21 protein-coding genes are annotated in these 16,809 nt (G+C 38.7%); 7 read left to right on the top strand and 14 right to left on the bottom strand.

Translation table 11 applies throughout. From position 1 onward, the window contains the following. Window positions 1–69: 69 nt before the first annotated feature. The 10 genes from J0871_RS12955 to J0871_RS12910 all read right to left on the bottom strand — a co-directional run bounded on the left by J0871_RS12955 (window position 70) and on the right by J0871_RS12910 (window position 5,984). Window positions 70–555: a heavy metal-associated domain-containing protein gene (locus J0871_RS12955; protein WP_034892175.1), complete on the bottom strand. Its 486-nt coding sequence runs from the start codon at window positions 553–555 to the stop codon at window positions 70–72. A gap of 27 nt (window positions 556–582) precedes the next feature. Next, on the bottom strand, window positions 583–1,287 hold the full coding sequence (locus tag J0871_RS12950; protein WP_231563215.1) for a hypothetical protein: 705 nt from the start codon (window positions 1,285–1,287) through the stop codon (window positions 583–585). 145 nt (window positions 1,288–1,432) lie between these two features. Next, window positions 1,433–1,831 (bottom strand): hypothetical protein, encoded by a 399-nt coding sequence (locus J0871_RS12945; protein WP_037314326.1) that lies wholly within the window; start codon window positions 1,829–1,831, stop codon window positions 1,433–1,435. A gap of 74 nt (window positions 1,832–1,905) precedes the next feature. Further along, the gene (locus J0871_RS12940; RefSeq protein WP_156101173.1) at window positions 1,906–2,154 is read right to left on the bottom strand and encodes a hypothetical protein; all 249 of its coding nucleotides are present in this window, start codon (window positions 2,152–2,154) and stop codon (window positions 1,906–1,908) included. 404 nt (window positions 2,155–2,558) lie between these two features. Beyond that, window positions 2,559–2,831: a thioredoxin family protein gene (locus J0871_RS12935; protein WP_208225766.1), complete on the bottom strand. Its 273-nt coding sequence runs from the start codon at window positions 2,829–2,831 to the stop codon at window positions 2,559–2,561. Between the two features lie 158 nt (window positions 2,832–2,989). Next, window positions 2,990–3,364, bottom strand: a complete 375-nt coding sequence (locus J0871_RS12930) for a metal-sensitive transcriptional regulator (protein ID WP_208225765.1) — start codon at window positions 3,362–3,364, stop codon at window positions 2,990–2,992. Between the two features lie 62 nt (window positions 3,365–3,426). After that, a complete protein-coding gene (locus J0871_RS12925; protein ID WP_011709212.1) occupies window positions 3,427–3,633 on the bottom strand; it encodes a GDCCVxC domain-containing (seleno)protein in 207 nt (68 codons plus the stop codon). A 13-nt stretch (window positions 3,634–3,646) separates the two neighbouring features. Beyond that, on the bottom strand, window positions 3,647–4,993 hold the full coding sequence (locus J0871_RS12920) for an NAD(P)/FAD-dependent oxidoreductase (protein WP_208225764.1): 1,347 nt from the start codon (window positions 4,991–4,993) through the stop codon (window positions 3,647–3,649). After that, window positions 4,994–5,617 carry a mercuric transport protein MerTP gene (gene merTP, locus J0871_RS12915; protein ID WP_133549886.1) on the bottom strand — a complete coding sequence of 208 codons (624 nt, stop codon included), beginning with the start codon at window positions 5,615–5,617 and terminating at the stop codon, window positions 4,994–4,996. It lies immediately after the preceding gene. A 1-nt stretch (window position 5,618) separates the two neighbouring features. Continuing rightward, complete coding sequence (locus J0871_RS12910) at window positions 5,619–5,984, bottom strand: metalloregulator ArsR/SmtB family transcription factor (protein WP_093406103.1); 366 nt, start codon at window positions 5,982–5,984, stop codon at window positions 5,619–5,621. Window positions 5,985–6,684: 700 nt separating this feature from the next. On the opposite strand from J0871_RS12910, the gene J0871_RS12905 reads away from it, so the two are divergent. The 7 genes from J0871_RS12905 (at window position 6,685) to J0871_RS12875 (ending at window position 13,083) form a co-directional block, all read left to right on the top strand. Then, a complete protein-coding gene (locus J0871_RS12905) occupies window positions 6,685–7,029 on the top strand; it encodes a single-stranded DNA-binding protein (protein WP_208225763.1) in 345 nt (114 codons plus the stop codon). A gap of 78 nt (window positions 7,030–7,107) precedes the next feature. Next, a complete protein-coding gene (locus J0871_RS12900) occupies window positions 7,108–7,557 on the top strand; it encodes a JAB domain-containing protein (protein WP_037317162.1) in 450 nt (149 codons plus the stop codon). A 674-nt stretch (window positions 7,558–8,231) separates the two neighbouring features. Then, window positions 8,232–8,633 (top strand): BfmA/BtgA family mobilization protein, encoded by a 402-nt coding sequence (locus J0871_RS12895; RefSeq protein WP_057481270.1) that lies wholly within the window; start codon window positions 8,232–8,234, stop codon window positions 8,631–8,633. An 11-nt stretch (window positions 8,634–8,644) separates the two neighbouring features. Further along, window positions 8,645–9,676 carry a MobB family relaxase gene (mobB, locus tag J0871_RS12890; protein WP_208225762.1) on the top strand — a complete coding sequence of 344 codons (1,032 nt, stop codon included), beginning with the start codon at window positions 8,645–8,647 and terminating at the stop codon, window positions 9,674–9,676. Window positions 9,677–9,687: 11 nt separating this feature from the next. Next, window positions 9,688–11,277, top strand: coding sequence for a type IV secretion system DNA-binding domain-containing protein (locus tag J0871_RS12885; RefSeq protein WP_208225761.1), 1,590 nt, complete (start codon window positions 9,688–9,690; stop codon window positions 11,275–11,277). Window positions 11,278–11,380: 103 nt separating this feature from the next. After that, entirely contained in the window at window positions 11,381–12,106 is a 726-nt protein-coding gene (locus J0871_RS12880) for a DUF6088 family protein (protein WP_208225760.1), read from the top strand. Beyond that, the gene (locus J0871_RS12875; protein WP_208225759.1) at window positions 12,106–13,083 is read left to right on the top strand and encodes a nucleotidyl transferase AbiEii/AbiGii toxin family protein; all 978 of its coding nucleotides are present in this window, start codon (window positions 12,106–12,108) and stop codon (window positions 13,081–13,083) included. Before J0871_RS12880 ends, J0871_RS12875 begins: the two co-directional genes overlap by 1 nt. A 349-nt stretch (window positions 13,084–13,432) precedes the next feature. On the opposite strand, the gene J0871_RS12870 is transcribed toward J0871_RS12875, so the two are convergent. The 4 genes from J0871_RS12870 to J0871_RS12855 form a co-directional block, all read right to left on the bottom strand. Continuing rightward, entirely contained in the window at window positions 13,433–14,266 is an 834-nt protein-coding gene (locus J0871_RS12870) for a DUF4138 domain-containing protein (RefSeq protein ID WP_208225758.1), read from the bottom strand. Between the two features lie 10 nt (window positions 14,267–14,276). Further along, the gene (gene traM, locus J0871_RS12865; protein ID WP_208225757.1) at window positions 14,277–15,263 is read right to left on the bottom strand and encodes a conjugative transposon protein TraM; all 987 of its coding nucleotides are present in this window, start codon (window positions 15,261–15,263) and stop codon (window positions 14,277–14,279) included. An 11-nt stretch (window positions 15,264–15,274) separates the two neighbouring features. Next, the gene (locus J0871_RS12860) at window positions 15,275–15,889 is read right to left on the bottom strand and encodes a conjugal transfer protein TraK (RefSeq protein WP_208225756.1); all 615 of its coding nucleotides are present in this window, start codon (window positions 15,887–15,889) and stop codon (window positions 15,275–15,277) included. A 75-nt stretch (window positions 15,890–15,964) separates the two neighbouring features. After that, window positions 15,965–16,807, bottom strand: coding sequence for a hypothetical protein (locus J0871_RS12855; protein WP_208225860.1), 843 nt, complete (start codon window positions 16,805–16,807; stop codon window positions 15,965–15,967). Window positions 16,808–16,809: the final 2 nt, after the last annotated feature.

The following is a 16,809-nucleotide window of genomic DNA, read 5'->3' as shown; positions in this document are numbered from 1 at the left end:
AAAAAAAATTGGCGGGCTCGATGTAGAGTCCGCCATTAATTAATGTTCTTTAAAACTCCCTTTTTCCGGCTAATAAACCTGGGTGATATTTAATTTCCACTTATTAGTTAAATTACCGTCTTCTTCATCCTGAACTATCCCTTTTACTTTTACAATTCCGGGTTTTAACCTGGAACGTAAGTTGGTAGAAGTTGCTTCAGCTATCTTAAAAGTTTCTTTCCCGGTTTGTATTGCATAAGTGCCATCCTGCTCAACGAAGTTGCCCTTTATAACTATTTCGGCATTCTTAGCTGAAAAACCATTCTTTTTTACTTCCTCCTGAATTTGCCTAAGGCTCAAGTTATTGTTATTTGCCAAATCAAGATAAGCTTTACCGTCATTCAGGCTAACCTGCACTTTTTCCAGGCCATCCAATTTTTCAAGACCTCGCTCCAGTCCATAAGCACAGGGGGCACAGTCCATTCCAAACACTTCCTGATCTATTTTCTGAATCTGGGCATTGGAACTAAAACTTCCAAATACAACAACTACAATTAATAATACTATTTTTTTCATCTGTTTATTTTATTAAATTTATTTATACTATAACCAATAACTTAAATTAATGGATACCCGATAGTTTTCTTTGATTGCCTTTGGGGTTAAATCCTGTACCACTGGAAACAGCGCTCCGAAAGAAATACCCCAAGCCCCGTAAAGTCCTAAGAATGAAGGTCCCACTAATACTTTTTTGCTACGTTCGTCTGTAAAATTTTGTTGACCGGTATATTTATTGTCTCCTGGAAACTCGACTAATGATTCAATAAAAACCCGCCAATCGGGTTTAGGATAATCCCCCATAAAAACATCGGGACGATAACCTATCACCATGCTTGCATAGGGTAAATCGCCTAATTGCTGGTTGTCCTTTTCAAAATAATATTGGTAACCGCCACCTAACCAGGCGTACCAGGTACGTGAGGCATATCCCGTAGAAATGGCCCCATGGATAGAGTTCCCTACATTCACCTGTCCGCGAACATCCTCAGTAGGGGCAGATACACCTAAAATTGCTGTGGATTCAAACCTCTTTCCTACCCCAAAAGCATTTGAAAAAAAACGATACCACAAAGCAGCCTCGATATCTCCATTGGAAGGCATCATACTATTTCCACGGGTTCGTGGAGCATTTTCCAGACGCTCAATCACAGTAGGAGTGGTAAGGGTAACCTGTAAATCTTCCGTAATGCCATAGAAAAATGTATACCGAAGCATATAAGAGGCATCGTCTTCGGTCGCTATACTCATTCCGGCAGCGCTCATGTTTATACCGCCTTTCGCCAGAGTGGGCGTCTGCAAACCATAAATAGGGCCATGTCCTTGGGCTTCTACTTGATACAACGTCAATAATCCTATACCCAGGATCAAAAAATATGTCTTCATTTTAATTATATTATAATTCTAAAAATTTTTGAATGGGAAAAAGTAAATAGGCTGCAAAAAGTCCAAAGAGATATAACACAAAGGAAAACCACAAGATCCCTTTGCTCCATTTAGCTGCTGTATCACAGGCCGTTTCATTTCCGTCTTCGTCTATTTCACAACTCTGCTGCCGTTTTCTTCCGTAGAAAAGCCAAAAGTTAAAGCCAATCATTACCCCGGCAATCAAAAAAGTCCAGCTTTTATAGCGGCTCAGGCTAAACAACCAGGGAATATCTGAAGCCAGGCCGGCCACCACAGCTCCCATTCCCAGAGCTACCAATAATGATGGTAACGCGCAACATAAGAGTGTGGAAACGGAGGTGAATAGCGATCCTATACTTACAAAATCTTCTTTTATTTTGGCAAACATCTTTATTTTTTTAAACAAGGGATTAAATGTACACCGGAAGCCCGGGTGGTATCCAAACTTCTAGAGGCTTTTTTTTATAGGTGGTTGTGGATGAGAGATTGGATAGTATTTTTCCCTACTTTATAATCCCATTTATAAAAAAGGAGCAACTTTTTAGCCGCTCCTTTTAAAAAAAATTTCACATTTTTTTTAAGCTGCCATTTCTTTACAGCTTTCGGCACAGGTTCGACATTTTTCTGCGCATTGCTGGCAAACTTCACTGTCAAACTTTGCACATTCATCAGCACAGGCTTTACATAAGTCGGCACAAATTCCGCAAACACGTTTTGAGTAATCAGACTGGCTGGCTAATAGCTGGACGCACGCACTGCATAAAGCAATACAATCCAGACAAAATTTGTGGCATTGTTTCATGTCGGGTTCCCCCAAATGTTGGTCAAGGCAAATTCTCGCCGCAGTAATGCAGGCGTTGCAATCATCGATACATTTTTGCATTTCTGAACTTAATGGTTTCATAATTTAAATGGTTTTAGTTACTTCCAGATTTGCTCGGAAATCAGAAATAAAAGATTAAGAGCCGAACCTCTTTTCAAATATCGACTCATAGCCCGGGGGATAGGCAAGCCGATTAATAAAGATTTAACATTTTAATTTGATTAAAAAAAAAGGCAGCCAAAAATGGCTGCCATAAAAAGTTTCAGATTTTAATTTCAGTACGATGGTTTTGCTAACTGGCTTTTCCTATTCCTGATTCGATAAGTTTTTCTTTGCTTATACCATTGTTTGTACAGCACTCAAGCAATTTTCCATCAACCGCCACCGAGGGAATTCTCTTTACACCGTACTCCTGCACTTTGTCTATACAGGTTTTATCCTCATATTGTTCCACCAGGTTATAGGTGGTAATCTCGCAACTATCGCAGGACAACTCTTTCACCATTTTTACAACCGGATCACAAACCGGACAATTTGCCGTAAATATTTCTATTTGTCTTTTCATTTTTTTTTGAATTTAAATTAACAATCAGTTTTATCCTTCTTATTAAAGAACAATCCAAAGATAAGAGCGGAACCGGGGTGGTCTCCAAATAAAAAAACCTGCTTTTTTACGACAGATTTTTATTAGTATTAAAATTAAATGGAAAATTTTTGAATGTTTTACTCTGATCTATTTTCGGAAATGTAAGATTCCAGCCTTCGTTTAAGTTCATCAATCTCCTTCATTTTATCGGTAAGGCTGTTAAGCTCAAGGTCGGGAAATTGTTTGCGAATAAATTCAATTCGCTCTTCATTACCGCAATTACCGGGACAGGCTTCCACAGTTTCTGAAATTTTGATCGCCAGCGCTTTGCGGTACACTTCATCTAAAAGAAGAAAATGCGCCTTATCAAGTCCTTTTTGCGCCGCTTTGAACTGGATCAGAATCTTTTCTGGATCTTTATTTTCATCCAGCATTTTTATAAGTCCGTTAAGCTGGCCGCTGATGCTCTGCAAGCGAGTTTTTATATCTTTACTTAGATCTCTAGGAATCATACTTTTAATTTTCAGCAAGATACATCTGGAGTGGGGGAGGTCACCAAAAGTATTTTAAATTTTTAGCAGCAATTTGTTCCTTCCTGAATGGGTGGACAGGCAACATTACCATAAGAACAATAAACACAGCAATCACCTTCTTTTGGTTTTAATAAATGCTTACAATTATCACATTGGTAAAAAAACTGACAGGCTGTTGTGGGCATTTCCTCTTCTTTTGTGTGTCCGCAACCAGGACATTTAATGGTAGAAACTAGTTCTATTTCCATAATCTATTTGTTTTTAAAGCATATGAGGAATATCCGATGACAAAGTCGGATACGCAAAGATCATCGTCCTTAACTCATTGATTTTCATTTTGGTCTTTATTGCCATGGCGAATAAATTGATGGTTTCCTCTGTGTTAGGACCTATTAAATGTGCCCCAAGAATAGTCTGATTCTCTTTATCAATAATCGTTTTATAAGTATATTCTTTAACATTCAGTCTTTTTGCATTGAACCAGCTTTCCGCATTGTTATAATTGACCTGATATTCTATCTGTTTTGATTTGGCTTCTGCTTCGGTCAATCCTACTGATGCCAGGGTAGGTAAAGTAAAAACTACGGAAGGCATTGGTGGATAATTAACTTTTTTCTTGTTCCCTTTGATGATGTTTGATGCTACAACATGTCCTTCCATCACCGCGACCGGTGTAAGGGGCAAGCCTCTGGAATCTGCCGAATCTCCTGCTGCATAAATATTAGGGTTAGAGGTGCTTTGAAGGTATTCGTTGACCAGGATTCCTTTTTTTGAAAAAGATATCCCTGCTTTTTCCAAATCTAAATCAAAAATAGCGGGAGGACGACCGGCCGAGTTAAAGACAGAGTCAGTCCTATAAGTTACCTCTTTTCCATTGGATTTTCCTGTTACTACAAAATGATCTTCTTTCTTTTCAATTTTTGAGACTTCAGTTTCCAAAACCAGTTTAATTCCCAGGTTTTGCGTTGCATTCACAAGATGTTGTACAATGTCATGGTCAAAGTTTTCCAATGGATGATCACCACGATGTAATATGGTTACATCGGCACCGGCCCGCGCAGCGATATGGGCAAATTCAAAGGCAATGTAGCCTCCTCCAATAAATAAAAGTGATTCAGGTAGCTTTTTCAGGGTAAGGAAATCTGTACTTGAAAGTGCTAATTTTCCACCTTCAAAATCCAGTACCCGGGGTTTTGCACCTGTTGCGATCACGAATTTCCCAGCTTCAATAACTTTATCACCTAACTGTAAGGTGTTATCAGATAAAAATTTAGCTGAAGTGTGATAGGTGTCTATGTCTTTATTCTTATATCCTTTTTCAATTTTAGGAGGCATGGCATCGACAAAAGATTGCTTAAAAGCCATAATATCTTCCCAATTGACTTCAGGCACAGTATCTATTCCATTTCCTTTAAGTCTTTGGGCAAAATCACGTACTTCCGTTGCTCCTATAATCACCTTTTTAGGATCACAGCCTCTTAGGGCACAGGTTCCACCGTAGGGAAGTTCATCAGTAATGCCCACCTTAAGGCCTTTGGAGGCACATTTATTAGCAACAGTCATACCTGACATCCCGGAACCTATTACAAATACATCATATTTTTTCATCTACTTCTCTTTTTTATTTTCTGTATCGATTACTTTATAACCAGTTGTATTTATTGCTTTTCTGATTGCGGTTAAATCGACTTTAGTTTTATCATATTCTACCACGGTATTAGTATTTGCGTAACTCGCCTTGACTGATAAAATACCATCTAGGTTATTTACCTCACTTTCTACGTGGGCTTCACAGCCTGCGCAGGTCATTCCCTCAACTTCAAAGGTGTGCTTTATTATGTTTGATTGAGAAACATACACTATATCTTTACTGGGCTGTGTATAAAATATATTGGAATAATAAGGGAAAGCCAGCATCAATCCGGCAAATACTGTTACCATGAACAGAAAATTTTTGGACTGCCAAAAAGATGGTTTTTCTTCCTCATCACAGGCACAATCTATTTCTTCTTGTGTTTTAAGTTTCAATTTTAAATACCAGGCCAAACCAAGAATTCCTATAGTAAGCGCAATCAAATAAGGACGAAAGGGTTCTATCCAGGAAAATGTGGTGACAAGTCCACTACTACCTGCTAAAATTGCCAGGAGGGGAGTAATACAACATACAGAAGCAGTTACTGCAGTAAGCAAGCTAACAAAAGCTGGGCTGTTGGACATATTGGATGATTTCATTTTACGCAGTTTTTTTAACCATTTTAATTGTAGTGAAAACAGCATCAAGTACCGCTGTTTTATCCTTCACTAATGAATAATACAACGTTTGCCCATCTCTTCTTGAAGAGATAAAACCTGCATCTTTAATTTTGCGGATGTGTTGGGATATTGCCGGTACACTCATTTCTAAAATATCAGCAATATCACAAGGGCATAATTCGTCTTCCATATTCAAAAGGAATAAAATTTTTAAGCGTACTTCACTACCAGCAATCGATAGTAGTTTGGTCATATCTTGAAAATTATCATCCATTCTTTCCAAAGTGTTTTTGCAATTAAGAAGTTGTTGATGATCAGCCTGAGCTCTTGTACACGAAATTTCCATGGTTAATCTATTATTTAGAGATCAAAAGTATAATAAAATACGTATTTAAGCAAATTCTTAAATAATAGTTAGTATAAATATTCTGCTTCATACATTTAAGAGATTATGACCACTAATTTCAAAGACCTTCTGGTTGTAAATCGGTCAGCACATTACCGCTTCATTCTGCGAAATGCTCCATTTCGGGTAAAGAGCTTCCCTAAGAATATCTTGGGCATCCTTTTTATTTTCCTAAGATGTATCTGACATATAGTAGTTATCGCTCCTCGTGTAGTTTTATACTTAACGAAGTAAAAAAGGACGCCCGCTAAATCGGAATTCCATTCTTGCTTTTACTTCACTTCCGGTTGTTTCTCAATTTCAGTATTTCCATTTCCTTCCCGGCCGTTGCTGTCCCTACCTTTTTTGTAATGCAAAATACCAATATTTAGAAGTTAGTACAGGTTGCATAAGCCAGTCGTCCCTCCTTTTTATAAACCTTCCCTAATTCTAAATATTGAAAATGTATCAGCATCAAAAAAGGTAACAGCAAACGGCTCTATAGGAAGTAAATCAACAAATAACAATTATGAAATCATTTCAAAACAACATACCCGGAAGCGAAATAAAAAAATTAAAAAAGGAAAACGCTCCGGATATAATAAGTAAATCAATGTTTAATCAACCTGCAAAAAAAAGCAGGTATCTAAATCTTTTAATTATGAGTAATCTAAGAAATCAAGTACAGTTAATCGGAAACGTGGGGAATGCCCCTGAAATTAAAAACTTCGAAAGTGGTAAAAAAGTAAGCAGTTTTTCACTGGCTACCAATGAATACTATCACAAGGAAGGAGAGAAAATTCAACAAACCGACTGGCACAATGTAGTGGCCTGGGGAAAACAGGCACAGCTTATCGAGAAATATGTTGATAAAGGTAAAGAAGTGGCTATCCGTGGCAAACTAACTTCCAGATTCTATGAAACCCAAAGCGGAGAGAAACGATATGTTACCGAAATTTTAGTAAGTGAAATCCTCTTTCTTGGAAATAGAGAAATTACTGATTAAGAACCCAAAAAACAAAGAGGGCGTTCCCTTCGAAAGTTGCGCCCTCTTTTAATTATTAACCCTTTAAATAAGCTAATAATGAAATCCAAAGTTAATGAAATAGCGATAAGCTACAGCGGAAGTTTAAAAACAAATTTGCTTCCAAAAATAACCAGTTCCAGGTGTGCGGCAGAATTAGCCTTTGAGCAATGGAATAAAAATAATATTGAATTGCAGGAAACTTTTAAAATTATACTGCTCAATAATGCTAATAAGGTTAAAGGAATTTATGAAGTTTCCAATGGAGGTATTACCGGAACCCTGGTCGATGTTCGAATCCTATTTGCAGTAGTATTAAAGTCCTTAACCACGGCAATAATTTTATTGCACAATCACCCCAGCGGAACCCTTAGACCAAGTGAAGCAGATAAAAGCCTGACCAGAAAAATTAAAAATGCGGCATCATTTTTTGATGTTAAAGTACTGGATCATATTATTCTTATTCCTGATGGTAATTATTACAGTTTTGCGGATGAAGGAATTCTGTAATTTTTAAAAAGTAATTTTTAAACAGATTTTAAAACACTTCTATTTTTAGAGGTGTTTTTTTAGGCTCAGATATTTCTTAATAAATCTTTTAAGCAAAGCAGTTCTATAACAGAACTATAAAAATAGCTTAGTTGGTTGTGCTCAAAAAATAAGGAGCATTTCACTCTCAACTTAAGAAAAAAAGGAAAATCCGCTGTTACCTGGATTTTCCTTTCTATCATTAAATGAAAAATTCAAATGATTATAAATATAGAAAAAAAATTATTCGTTAAGTATTCTTTGCCTTGATTTTATAAAAAAAATGTATCTTTATTTAGCTGATCTTCAGCATTCAAATTTACGCAGGGCTATCCATTTTTGACTTTCGCCGATAAACCTGCACATCAATAAATTATTAATCCGGAAATTTTCTCCGGGAATTGGCAAGTGGCTTTTGACTGTCTATTAAGACAGCCAACAGACCAAATTGTACGGAATTTTTGTCCCGCGCTGCGGGACGAAAAGGAGTAGCAAGAGGGTAACACGCTACGCGATGTTAAGCACTCCTTTTCGTTTTTAAATAACTGTAAATCAGTTGTTTAAAATTTATTCAAATTCCTGAGTTTAAGCAATTTGCGACAAATGCCCTGCCAACGCCCATTTTTAGGGAAGAATTTGCGACAAATCGGCGAATTATGGACTCATTTATCGGCATCAGGTTTAAAAAGGAAACGGCAAAACGTTTCCAGGAATTTTCAAGAACACACTTCAAATCGCACACCGAAGCCCTGGAAACAATGCTCGACTTTTTCTTTTATAATGAAATCTCCCCACACGAAAGATTGGGCCCAACCGGGAGGACTATCGAAGCTTCTTTTAAAAAACGTATCAATGCGGTTATTGCCATTATGCGTGATATGGAGAAAACCCAAACAAAACCTACCGCGGCGATGATCGCTTCACTTTTCCAAACCGAAGTACCTCAAAAGAAACCACTCATCCTGGAAAAGAAAATCCTCCGGGAGAAAAAGGATGGTATTCCCAAACAGGAACGAGATGGTTTGGGTGAAAAGAATTTTTCTGATAATAACCTGTAAAATTTCCTGCTATGTATATCACCATCACACCTCAAAAGTTAGGGGGGAATTACTCCCAAAGTTCCGCCGGTTTTGTTAGCTATCTCGAAAAGGAAAACGAAGGCGTAGAAGAAGTGGCAAAGGAACATTTCTTTAATCAATATGAGGATGCCATCACCCCGGAGGAAGTCGTAAAAGAAATTGATAACAATACCGCCAAGCTCAAAAAGAAAGAACCGAAGTTCTATTCCATTACTGTTAGCCCTTCCAAATACGAATTAAAACGCCTGCAAAATAGTAGCAAGGATCTAAAAAGGTATACCCGGGAACTGATGAAGGATTATGTGGCCTGTTTTAACCGGGAGATAGACGGAAGGCCAATTAATATCAATGATATTAAATATTACGGTAAAATTGAACATAGCAGGAGTTTTAAAGGTACAGATCGCCAGGTTCGCGAAAACCAGCCTTATGCTACTAAAATTCTTCAACTCAAAAGTGAAATCCGAAAAATAGAAACCGGACTGATGCAAGGAAGTATTCAAAAACGGGAAAAAGAAATTGAGAAACTGGAAGCACAGGCGCCACACTGCCAAGATGGTAAGCGAATCGTACAAGGAATGCCCAAAGCAGGCAACCAAAGCCATATCCATATTATCGTAAGTAGAAAAGATGCTTCCAATTCGGTTAGCTTATCACCGGGAAGTAAATACAAAGCTTCGGAAGTTAATTTTAATGGTAAGACCGTTAAACGCGGATTTGACCGGGACCGCTTTTTTGAAAAAGCAGAAAAGACCTTTGATAAAACCTTTGGTTATCAGCGCAATTTTGTGGAAACCTATACGGCTCGAAAGGAATTTATTAAAAACCCGAACCACTATTTTACCTCGCTAATAGGATTGCCGGCTAACGAAAAAGCCCTTGCTTTTAAGCTTATCCGGGAATCGGGTATCCCGATGATGCCCAGCATTCCAACTTCCCAGGCACAACTTGCCCTCAAAATTTTTAACAGGCTTAAGAAAGGGGTGGAGGTAGCCGTTAAATCAAGTTCAATCGGTATTTAATTTTAATTATTATGGACATAGAAAATCTTGTTAGACTGCTTCTGATCATCGGGCTGGTAAGCATTTTGTTCTATATATGTTTTAGGCTGATCAACCGCTTTGCTTTTATTTTGAATTTATTGCTGATAGTGACCCTTGGCATTTATGGGGTCCAGGATAACCAGTGGATTCCGGCTTTGTTATTCCTGGGTTGTCCGTTGCTCCTGATCAATACCCTGATGTATGTCTTTTTGCATAAAGGTCAGGATAATAAAAAGATCGATAAAAAATACCAGGTCGGTTTTGCAACCACCAAAGGAAAATTTAAACTTGAAAATATTAAACGGGGTGCTTCCGTTATTGGCTCTGCCGGAAGCGGGAAGACCGAAAGCGTAGTGTATGGCTTTTTAAAGCATTTTCAACAGGAAAATTTTTGTGGGGTGATCCACGACTATAAGGACTTTGAGCTCACTGAAATGGCCTACCCGCTTTTTAAAGACCGGGAAATTCCCTTTAAGATTATTTCCTTTGATAAGATCCTCCATCGGGTGAATCCCATCGCTCCACCATACCTGGAAAATGAGGAAAGCGTCAATGAAGTCTCCCGGGTACTGGTGGAAAACCTATTGGAACAACGAGAGTCAGGTACCTCGGGGACTACAAAATTTTTTAATGATGCCGCGGAAGGGCTAATCGGAGGACTGATCTGGAAATTAAAAGCGGATTATCCGAAGTTTTGTACCCTTCCACACCTTATCGCCATCTACCAATACCTGGATACCGATAGCCTTATCCAGTTTTTGGAAACCAATACCACCTCTCGAGCGATGGCCGATGCCTTTATCAGCGGTAAAGATTCTGAGCGGCAAACGGCCGGGGTAAAAAGTACCCTGGCCAATGCCCTTAAAAGGATCAGTACCCAACAGATCTTTATGGTCCTTTCTAAAGATGAAGTTCCGCTTCATATTAATAGTGAGCAAAACCCTTCGGTTATTTCAGTGGTCAATAATCCCAAATACGAAGCTTCCTACTCCCCGGTCATAGCCACTATTATCCATACCATCACTAAACAAATGAGTGTGCGTAACTCTAAAGCTTCTTTCCTGCTGATGGAAGAAGCGCCAACACTTCGTTTGCTGAATATGCACCGCATTCCTGCCACGCTGAGGAGTTATGATATCGCTACTATTTATGTAATGCAGGATAAGATCCAAAACGATATGATGTATGGGGATAAAGCCAGTAAGGCAATCCTGAGTAATCTTTCCTATCAGTTCTTTGGAAAGGTAAATGACCCCGACACCGCCAAATATTACGAGCGCTTTTTTGAAATTGTGAAAAAGCCCACGACCAGTGTAAACCGTGGGTACAGCCTTGATTTTGATACGAGGGTAACCACCGGGGAGAAGGAAATCCCAAAAATCCGAGCCGATGTTTTCTTTCGGTTAAAACAAGGAGAGTTTATAACCTATGCAGACGGGAAGGATAAAAAAGTACAGTTTAAATTGCAGAAGATTTACCGCGATCTACCTGCAGCTAATGATCAAAAACCTTATTCTAAAGCTGATTTGAAAGCTAATTTTGAAAGGGTGTATAAGGAAGCCAAATCGATATTTGAGTAAGCTGAAAATAGTTATTAATTATCATTTCATTTTTGGTAGATGTCAAGTAAATACTGTAAAAAACTTGACAATTTATAGATCAATTCACTATCTTTGCCATACTATGAATATTGCGACATCCATAAAGTTTCAAGTAGATCGTATAAATACCGGGAAGGTATTTACCTATGATAGCCTATCCATTTCCCAGAATGAATTCTCTGCTGCTGCAAAAGCTTTAAGTAGGATGGCTGCCAGGGGTGTGATTAAAAGATATAAAAAAGGGATGTATTATAAGCCCAAACAAACTATTTTTGGGGAAATAAAACCAAGTGAGGAAGAATTACTTAAAAGTTATCTTTTTGAAAATGGTGAGCCAATTGCATACATAACAGGCACTCGGTTATATAATGAACTTGGCCTTACTACTCAAATCCCTACAACGCTAAGAGTCGCCAGTTGGGATAAGATGATAAAAACCAAGATTGGAAACCTTGTTGTAAAGCCTGCTAAAAGTTATGCACCTGTTTCCAAAGGAAATATTCCTTTCTTGCAATTACTTGACGTAATGAAAGATTTTAAGAAAATTCCGGATCTGGATATAAAGAAAGGGGTTGATTTTTTAAAGAAAAAAATCAAAGGGCTTTCTAACACGGAGAGAATGCAACTAGTTGATCTTGCTAAATCCTATCCTCCCAAGGTGAGGGCATTTTTAGGAGCTCTTCTTGAAGCACTCTCATTTAACGAGGTGGGGGAACCGCTTAAAAACACTATTAATTATTTAAGTAGTTATGAATTCGGAATATCCGAAAATATATTGTCCACCATTTCAAACTGGAAGATCTCCTGATGAATTTACATAATTATAAAACTGCATTTCAGGGAGCTATTGTTGCTACTGCCCAACACTTTGGGATTTCTGAAATCTATGTAGAAAAGGACTATTGGGTTACTTTAGCACTTAAAGAGATTTTTACCAATAAATCAACCAGGGAGCTTGCCGTTTTTAAAGGTGGAACATCCCTTTCTAAATGCTTCAGGATTATTGAGCGCTTTTCCGAAGATATCGATTTGGTCGTTATAAAAGAGGAGGGGGAAACCGATAATTCCCTAAAACGAAAACTCAAAAAAGTCACTGCTGCACTGGAACCGGTTATGACTGTTATTCCCGACCATCCTTTAGAAAACAAACGAGGCAAAATTAGAAAAGTGGTTTATGGTTATGATAAAGTAGGCGTGGAGGGTGCCTTCGGCCAGATCCGGGATCATATTGTAGTGGAAGCTTCAAGTTTTGGGAAATCCCATCCTTCAGAAATAGTCAGTGTCCATTCTATGATTACGGCCTTTATTGCCACGACTAATAATGTAGATCTTATCAATGCGTACCACCTTGAACCTTTTAAGGTTACGGTATTAAGTATAGAACGTACCTTTTGTGAAAAAATAATAAGCCTGGTCCGGTTTTCCTATACCGAAGACCCTCTGGAAGATTTAAAAGATAAGGTTCGCCATACTTATGATTTGCATCAACTGCTGCAACAAGATAAAATCTCTTCGTTTTTGCAATCTGATGATTTTGAAAAAATGCTGCTGCAAGTAGGTAAAGATGATGATAAGGCCATTCCCAAGGATAAGGAGTGGTTACTGAAACATCCGTCCCAGTCCCTGTTCTTTAGTCAAACAGAGATGGTTTGGAAATCCTTGAGCAAAACCTATTCTGGTTCATTTAGGGAGCTGCTAACCGGAGATCTTCCTGAAGAGGGGAAGGTATTAAAATCCATGATGAGGATTTCCGTAAGGCTAAAGGAAGTGAAATGGGAAATTTAAAACTACCTCCGTTCAAACAAGCCAACAACTAGTTAATATTTAAATTAACAACCTATGTGCTAATCCGGTAACCAAATTACCCTGCAAGAGACCCCGCAAGTCACCCCGCATGTTCAGGATCTCTTAAATGTAATTAATGGTGAAGATAGCAGAAGTGAGTTTCAATACCATTAAGGACTTTCCGATAGAGAAAAATTTAGAAAAATTTATTTGCAACTTGCCCTTGCCGAAGGATTGAAATGACCATTCCCGAGAAACCACAAAGTAGTAAACAGGGTTATAGGCTGACTGTCAGGGGTGCAAAAGCCACAAAAATTTAAAATTTTAAAGTCGGAATTTTTCAATATTATCAATTAGGATCATTAATAAACCGATGGGAAATCTTTAATTTCAAATTCCGTTCTCCGTCTTTTTCATTAAGCTCTAATATCGCCCTCCTTTCTTTAGACAAGGAAAATTTTGGCAGTACATAAACCATTCTTACAGTTTGATTTTTTCCAATCTTGGCCGGCACATTGTATTTAAAAACCGGATCCTGGTATAAACGCTGCAGGGATTTCTTCTTTCCCTTTTTGCGCATTTCAATGGCCAATTTTAAAAAGTTAAGATCATAATCCAGGCTGGATCTATTCTCAATTTCGATCACAAAATAGAGCTGCTTCTTATTAAAAACAATATTCTCAACACTTAAAATAATACCCGTCTTGCGTTTTTTTATGCGGCCTATGCGTTGCTTTTTACTCAGCAGGTAGCTGCAGAATCTGCGGTAATGATCTTCCTTCTTGTTTAAGTTCTTTTGCGGTTTTTTGTCCCTAACTGAATCCTTGACAACTGGCTTTTCCTTTCCAATACTTTCCGCTTCAGGGATAAAATAGTTCAGCCTGGAAAGTTGTTCTTTATACTTCAAAATATAGGAGAAGACAGCTCCATCGGCTCCGATAACCAATAAGTTACTTTCCTTGCCGGGTTTGGCCTGCAGGAGCCCAAAGTGCTGCTGCTTATCCCGGTTATAGGTAAAAACAAAATGCGCTGCTCCAGTAAGCCCCTGGCTAATCGCTTCGGGAAAAAATAGCGCAACATTTTTATGATCGTTGGCGTAGATAGTGTCCAGTTTTTCCTGGGTTTGTGCACTGGTGAAAATAAAAACCAGTAGAGCAGCCTTGGTTAAAATATACTTTTTCATAATGATTGTTTTATTGGTTAGCCATTCCCCAGTTTGATTCAGGTCTGCTGGCTTTGAGAATTAATTTGTAATTATTTAGAATGGTCACTTTTACGTTGCGGTTATTTCGGCGAAATACTTTGCTTATCCCGGTGACCTGGGGTACACTTGGGATATTAATATCACCGATTACATCATCCAGGACTTCCGTAGTTACTTCCGCCCGGAAATTATTCTCGATGTAGATACCTTCGCTACCATCTTCAAGGTCAAAGGCTTTTAGGCTAGTTTGATGCTTATTGATATTTTCAATCTCAATCAGGACACGATTAGGCTGAAAACTCACAAAGCCGAAAACCGGGGTGTTTTTGGGGATAAATTTGTCACCAATACTGGCAGGCTGGGCAAGCCGCATTCGAAGCCTGGAATTGGCTTTGACTACCTGGGTGCCATCGATCACCACTTTAATTTCCTTATCGGTAGTACTTGTTATACGATCCTTAGCTTCTTTGGGAGCAGATGCAAAGAATAATTGATGTTCCAAACCCATTTCTTTGGCTTCGATTTCTCGCTTTTCTTCAATTTCCGCAGTATCTACTTTTGGTACTGTTTTTATTAGGCTCGGGCTGCTATTCTCCGGAGGGCTGGTTAGCCGGGTTTGTGTAAGGTTTGCAATTTGTGCTTGCCGGGCTTTTCCCAATTCATAAATACTATCGATCTTGCGCTCTTTTTCTTTTTCCAAAAGCTCGGTGTCGTAATAGCCTAAAGAGTCCAAAAACGTTTCATCATAAATACTTGGTGCATTCTTATCCCGAACTTCTTTGAGGTTATCAATAGCCTCCAGTTTAGAATCATAGGTTTGCTGGCTTTCTTCTTCAAGGGCTGGGATTTCCGTTTGCCTGAGGTTTTCCTGTTGCTCTTCATCCTCCCCGGTGATCATTATGGTATAGGTGACAAGAAAAATCACAATGACCACCAGGACGCTAATGAATACGATTTTGTTCTTTTCAATTTTCATCCGCTTAAATTTTAATTTTGTGAGGGTACTTTTCTTAAACTGTTTTCGAAATAATCCGTGATGAGAAGTCCGTGTGGATTATGAGGGAAGTGACGATCTACGATGAGCAGTTTTCCCGTGCTAACCAGTTGGTAGGTATCGACAATGCTGCCGCGGTTGATTTCAAAAATAACAGTGGTTTTAAAACCATAGGAACCTTCCTTTTCTTCAAGCTGTGAATCGATCGTTAATACCTTTTGAACCAGCGAGTACTGCAATAAGCGGTTGTAAACCCCTTCGGCCTTTTTCTGCCTGTATAGGTTGTCTACCGAACTATTGCCAAGCCATAATGCTTTTTCCAGGTTTTTCTTAAAGCTATTGGCATCAATATTATAGAAGTAGGTGTGAAACAGCTCCAGGTGGGCAAGGGCCTCCACCTGGAAGTTTTCTTTTTGAGTAACCAGTTTTAATGGAATTATACTGCCATCGGTATTGATTGCAAAAGCGCTATTTAGCGCATTATTCCGTGTGGAGATGGCCATCCAAATGGCAAAGACACTGCAAAGCATCGAGCAGAGCACTACAGCCAGCACGATAAAGCGGTTGAGCTTTAATATCGAATAGATATCTTTATATGGTGTTTTCATTTTGAACTAATTTTTATGACTAAATTGGTTATAACGAAGCTTATTAAGAGATCCAGGTTAAATGGCTTTTATGCCTCAAGTGGTGAACAGTCTCAGGGTAAATGAAATGGCCCGCCGGTAGAGTTTGAATTTTAAAAACACGATAAAAACTATCGAACCCATTTCTACAACCGGTGCAAAAAAACCACTCCCGTAATCCGTCCCGAATAGGTTTTCCCAAAAATTGGTGTTGATTTCCGTATAAAGGGCATTGATAAATACATTAACCAGGAAGAATGCAGGCACCAGCATATATACTGCGGCATACAGCCTGAAAAAACCATAGGCCATCGAGCGAAACTTTTCAAATACCGCCAGGCTTAGTACCAGCGGAAAAAAAGCCTGCATAATACCCAAGAGGAAATAACGTTCCGCCAGGAACAAGGGATAAATGAATAAATCCAGAATCCATAGAAACAGGCTAATTAAAAATGCAAAGGTTTTAAAGCCATATAGTGGTGTGACTAAGGCCTCATAGAGTAAAGCCATAGCTTTACGCATTGCTCCCATAGGGGAGACATCTTCTTCTATAGGAATCTCTTGCATTTGGAGTGGCAATAGGGCAGGGGCAGTATCGCGATATTGGTTTTCAATGGCCACAAGAATATTGTCAAAGAATCCCAGGATCTGCGTTGAAAAAATAACCAGCAGAACTACCGCAAAGTTTTTCGCCAAATCACCGGGGGAAAGCCCCCAGGTATAGCCCTGCCTATCGGCTACCCCTTCATTATACTTTTTAAGGATATTAACCAAAAAGAAGAGCACCGCCAGAGTTTTCATACCTACGATTGTATACTGAGAAAATTCGCTCTCCTGGATGGTTTGGAAAACGCTGTCGATATATTCGACACCTACGGCCAATATGATCATTCCTTCCATCA

The organism is Salegentibacter sp. BDJ18 (assembly GCF_017579965.1).
Classification (GTDB): Bacteria; Bacteroidota; Bacteroidia; order Flavobacteriales; family Flavobacteriaceae; genus Salegentibacter.
The sequence above is the reverse complement of the archived record's forward strand: the minus strand, read 5'-3'. Positions and strand labels throughout refer to the sequence as shown.

Coding starts and splice junctions, on each gene's coding strand:
- J0871_RS12955 (WP_034892175.1), bottom strand. CDS start 555: ATGAAAAAAATAGTATTATTAATTGTAGTTGTTGTATTTGGAAGTTTT.
- J0871_RS12950 (WP_231563215.1), bottom strand. CDS start 1,287: ATGAGTATAGCGACCGAAGACGATGCCTCTTATATGCTTCGGTATACA.
- J0871_RS12945 (WP_037314326.1), bottom strand. CDS start 1,831: ATGTTTGCCAAAATAAAAGAAGATTTTGTAAGTATAGGATCGCTATTC.
- J0871_RS12935 (WP_208225766.1), bottom strand. CDS start 2,831: ATGAAAAGACAAATAGAAATATTTACGGCAAATTGTCCGGTTTGTGAT.
- J0871_RS12930 (WP_208225765.1), bottom strand. CDS start 3,364: ATGATTCCTAGAGATCTAAGTAAAGATATAAAAACTCGCTTGCAGAGC.
- J0871_RS12925 (WP_011709212.1), bottom strand. CDS start 3,633: ATGGAAATAGAACTAGTTTCTACCATTAAATGTCCTGGTTGCGGACAC.
- J0871_RS12920 (WP_208225764.1), bottom strand. CDS start 4,993: ATGAAAAAATATGATGTATTTGTAATAGGTTCCGGGATGTCAGGTATG.
- merTP (WP_133549886.1), bottom strand. CDS start 5,617: ATGAAATCATCCAATATGTCCAACAGCCCAGCTTTTGTTAGCTTGCTT.
- J0871_RS12910 (WP_093406103.1), bottom strand. CDS start 5,984: ATGGAAATTTCGTGTACAAGAGCTCAGGCTGATCATCAACAACTTCTT.
- J0871_RS12905 (WP_208225763.1), top strand. CDS start 6,685: ATGAGTAATCTAAGAAATCAAGTACAGTTAATCGGAAACGTGGGGAAT.
- J0871_RS12900 (WP_037317162.1), top strand. CDS start 7,108: ATGAAATCCAAAGTTAATGAAATAGCGATAAGCTACAGCGGAAGTTTA.
- J0871_RS12895 (WP_057481270.1), top strand. CDS start 8,232: ATGGACTCATTTATCGGCATCAGGTTTAAAAAGGAAACGGCAAAACGT.
- mobB (WP_208225762.1), top strand. CDS start 8,645: ATGTATATCACCATCACACCTCAAAAGTTAGGGGGGAATTACTCCCAA.
- J0871_RS12885 (WP_208225761.1), top strand. CDS start 9,688: ATGGACATAGAAAATCTTGTTAGACTGCTTCTGATCATCGGGCTGGTA.
- J0871_RS12880 (WP_208225760.1), top strand. CDS start 11,381: ATGAATATTGCGACATCCATAAAGTTTCAAGTAGATCGTATAAATACC.
- J0871_RS12875 (WP_208225759.1), top strand. CDS start 12,106: ATGAATTTACATAATTATAAAACTGCATTTCAGGGAGCTATTGTTGCT.
- J0871_RS12870 (WP_208225758.1), bottom strand. CDS start 14,266: ATGAAAAAGTATATTTTAACCAAGGCTGCTCTACTGGTTTTTATTTTC.
- traM (WP_208225757.1), bottom strand. CDS start 15,263: ATGAAAATTGAAAAGAACAAAATCGTATTCATTAGCGTCCTGGTGGTC.
- J0871_RS12860 (WP_208225756.1), bottom strand. CDS start 15,889: ATGAAAACACCATATAAAGATATCTATTCGATATTAAAGCTCAACCGC.
- J0871_RS12855 (WP_208225860.1), bottom strand. CDS start 16,807: ATGGAAGGAATGATCATATTGGCCGTAGGTGTCGAATATATCGACAGC.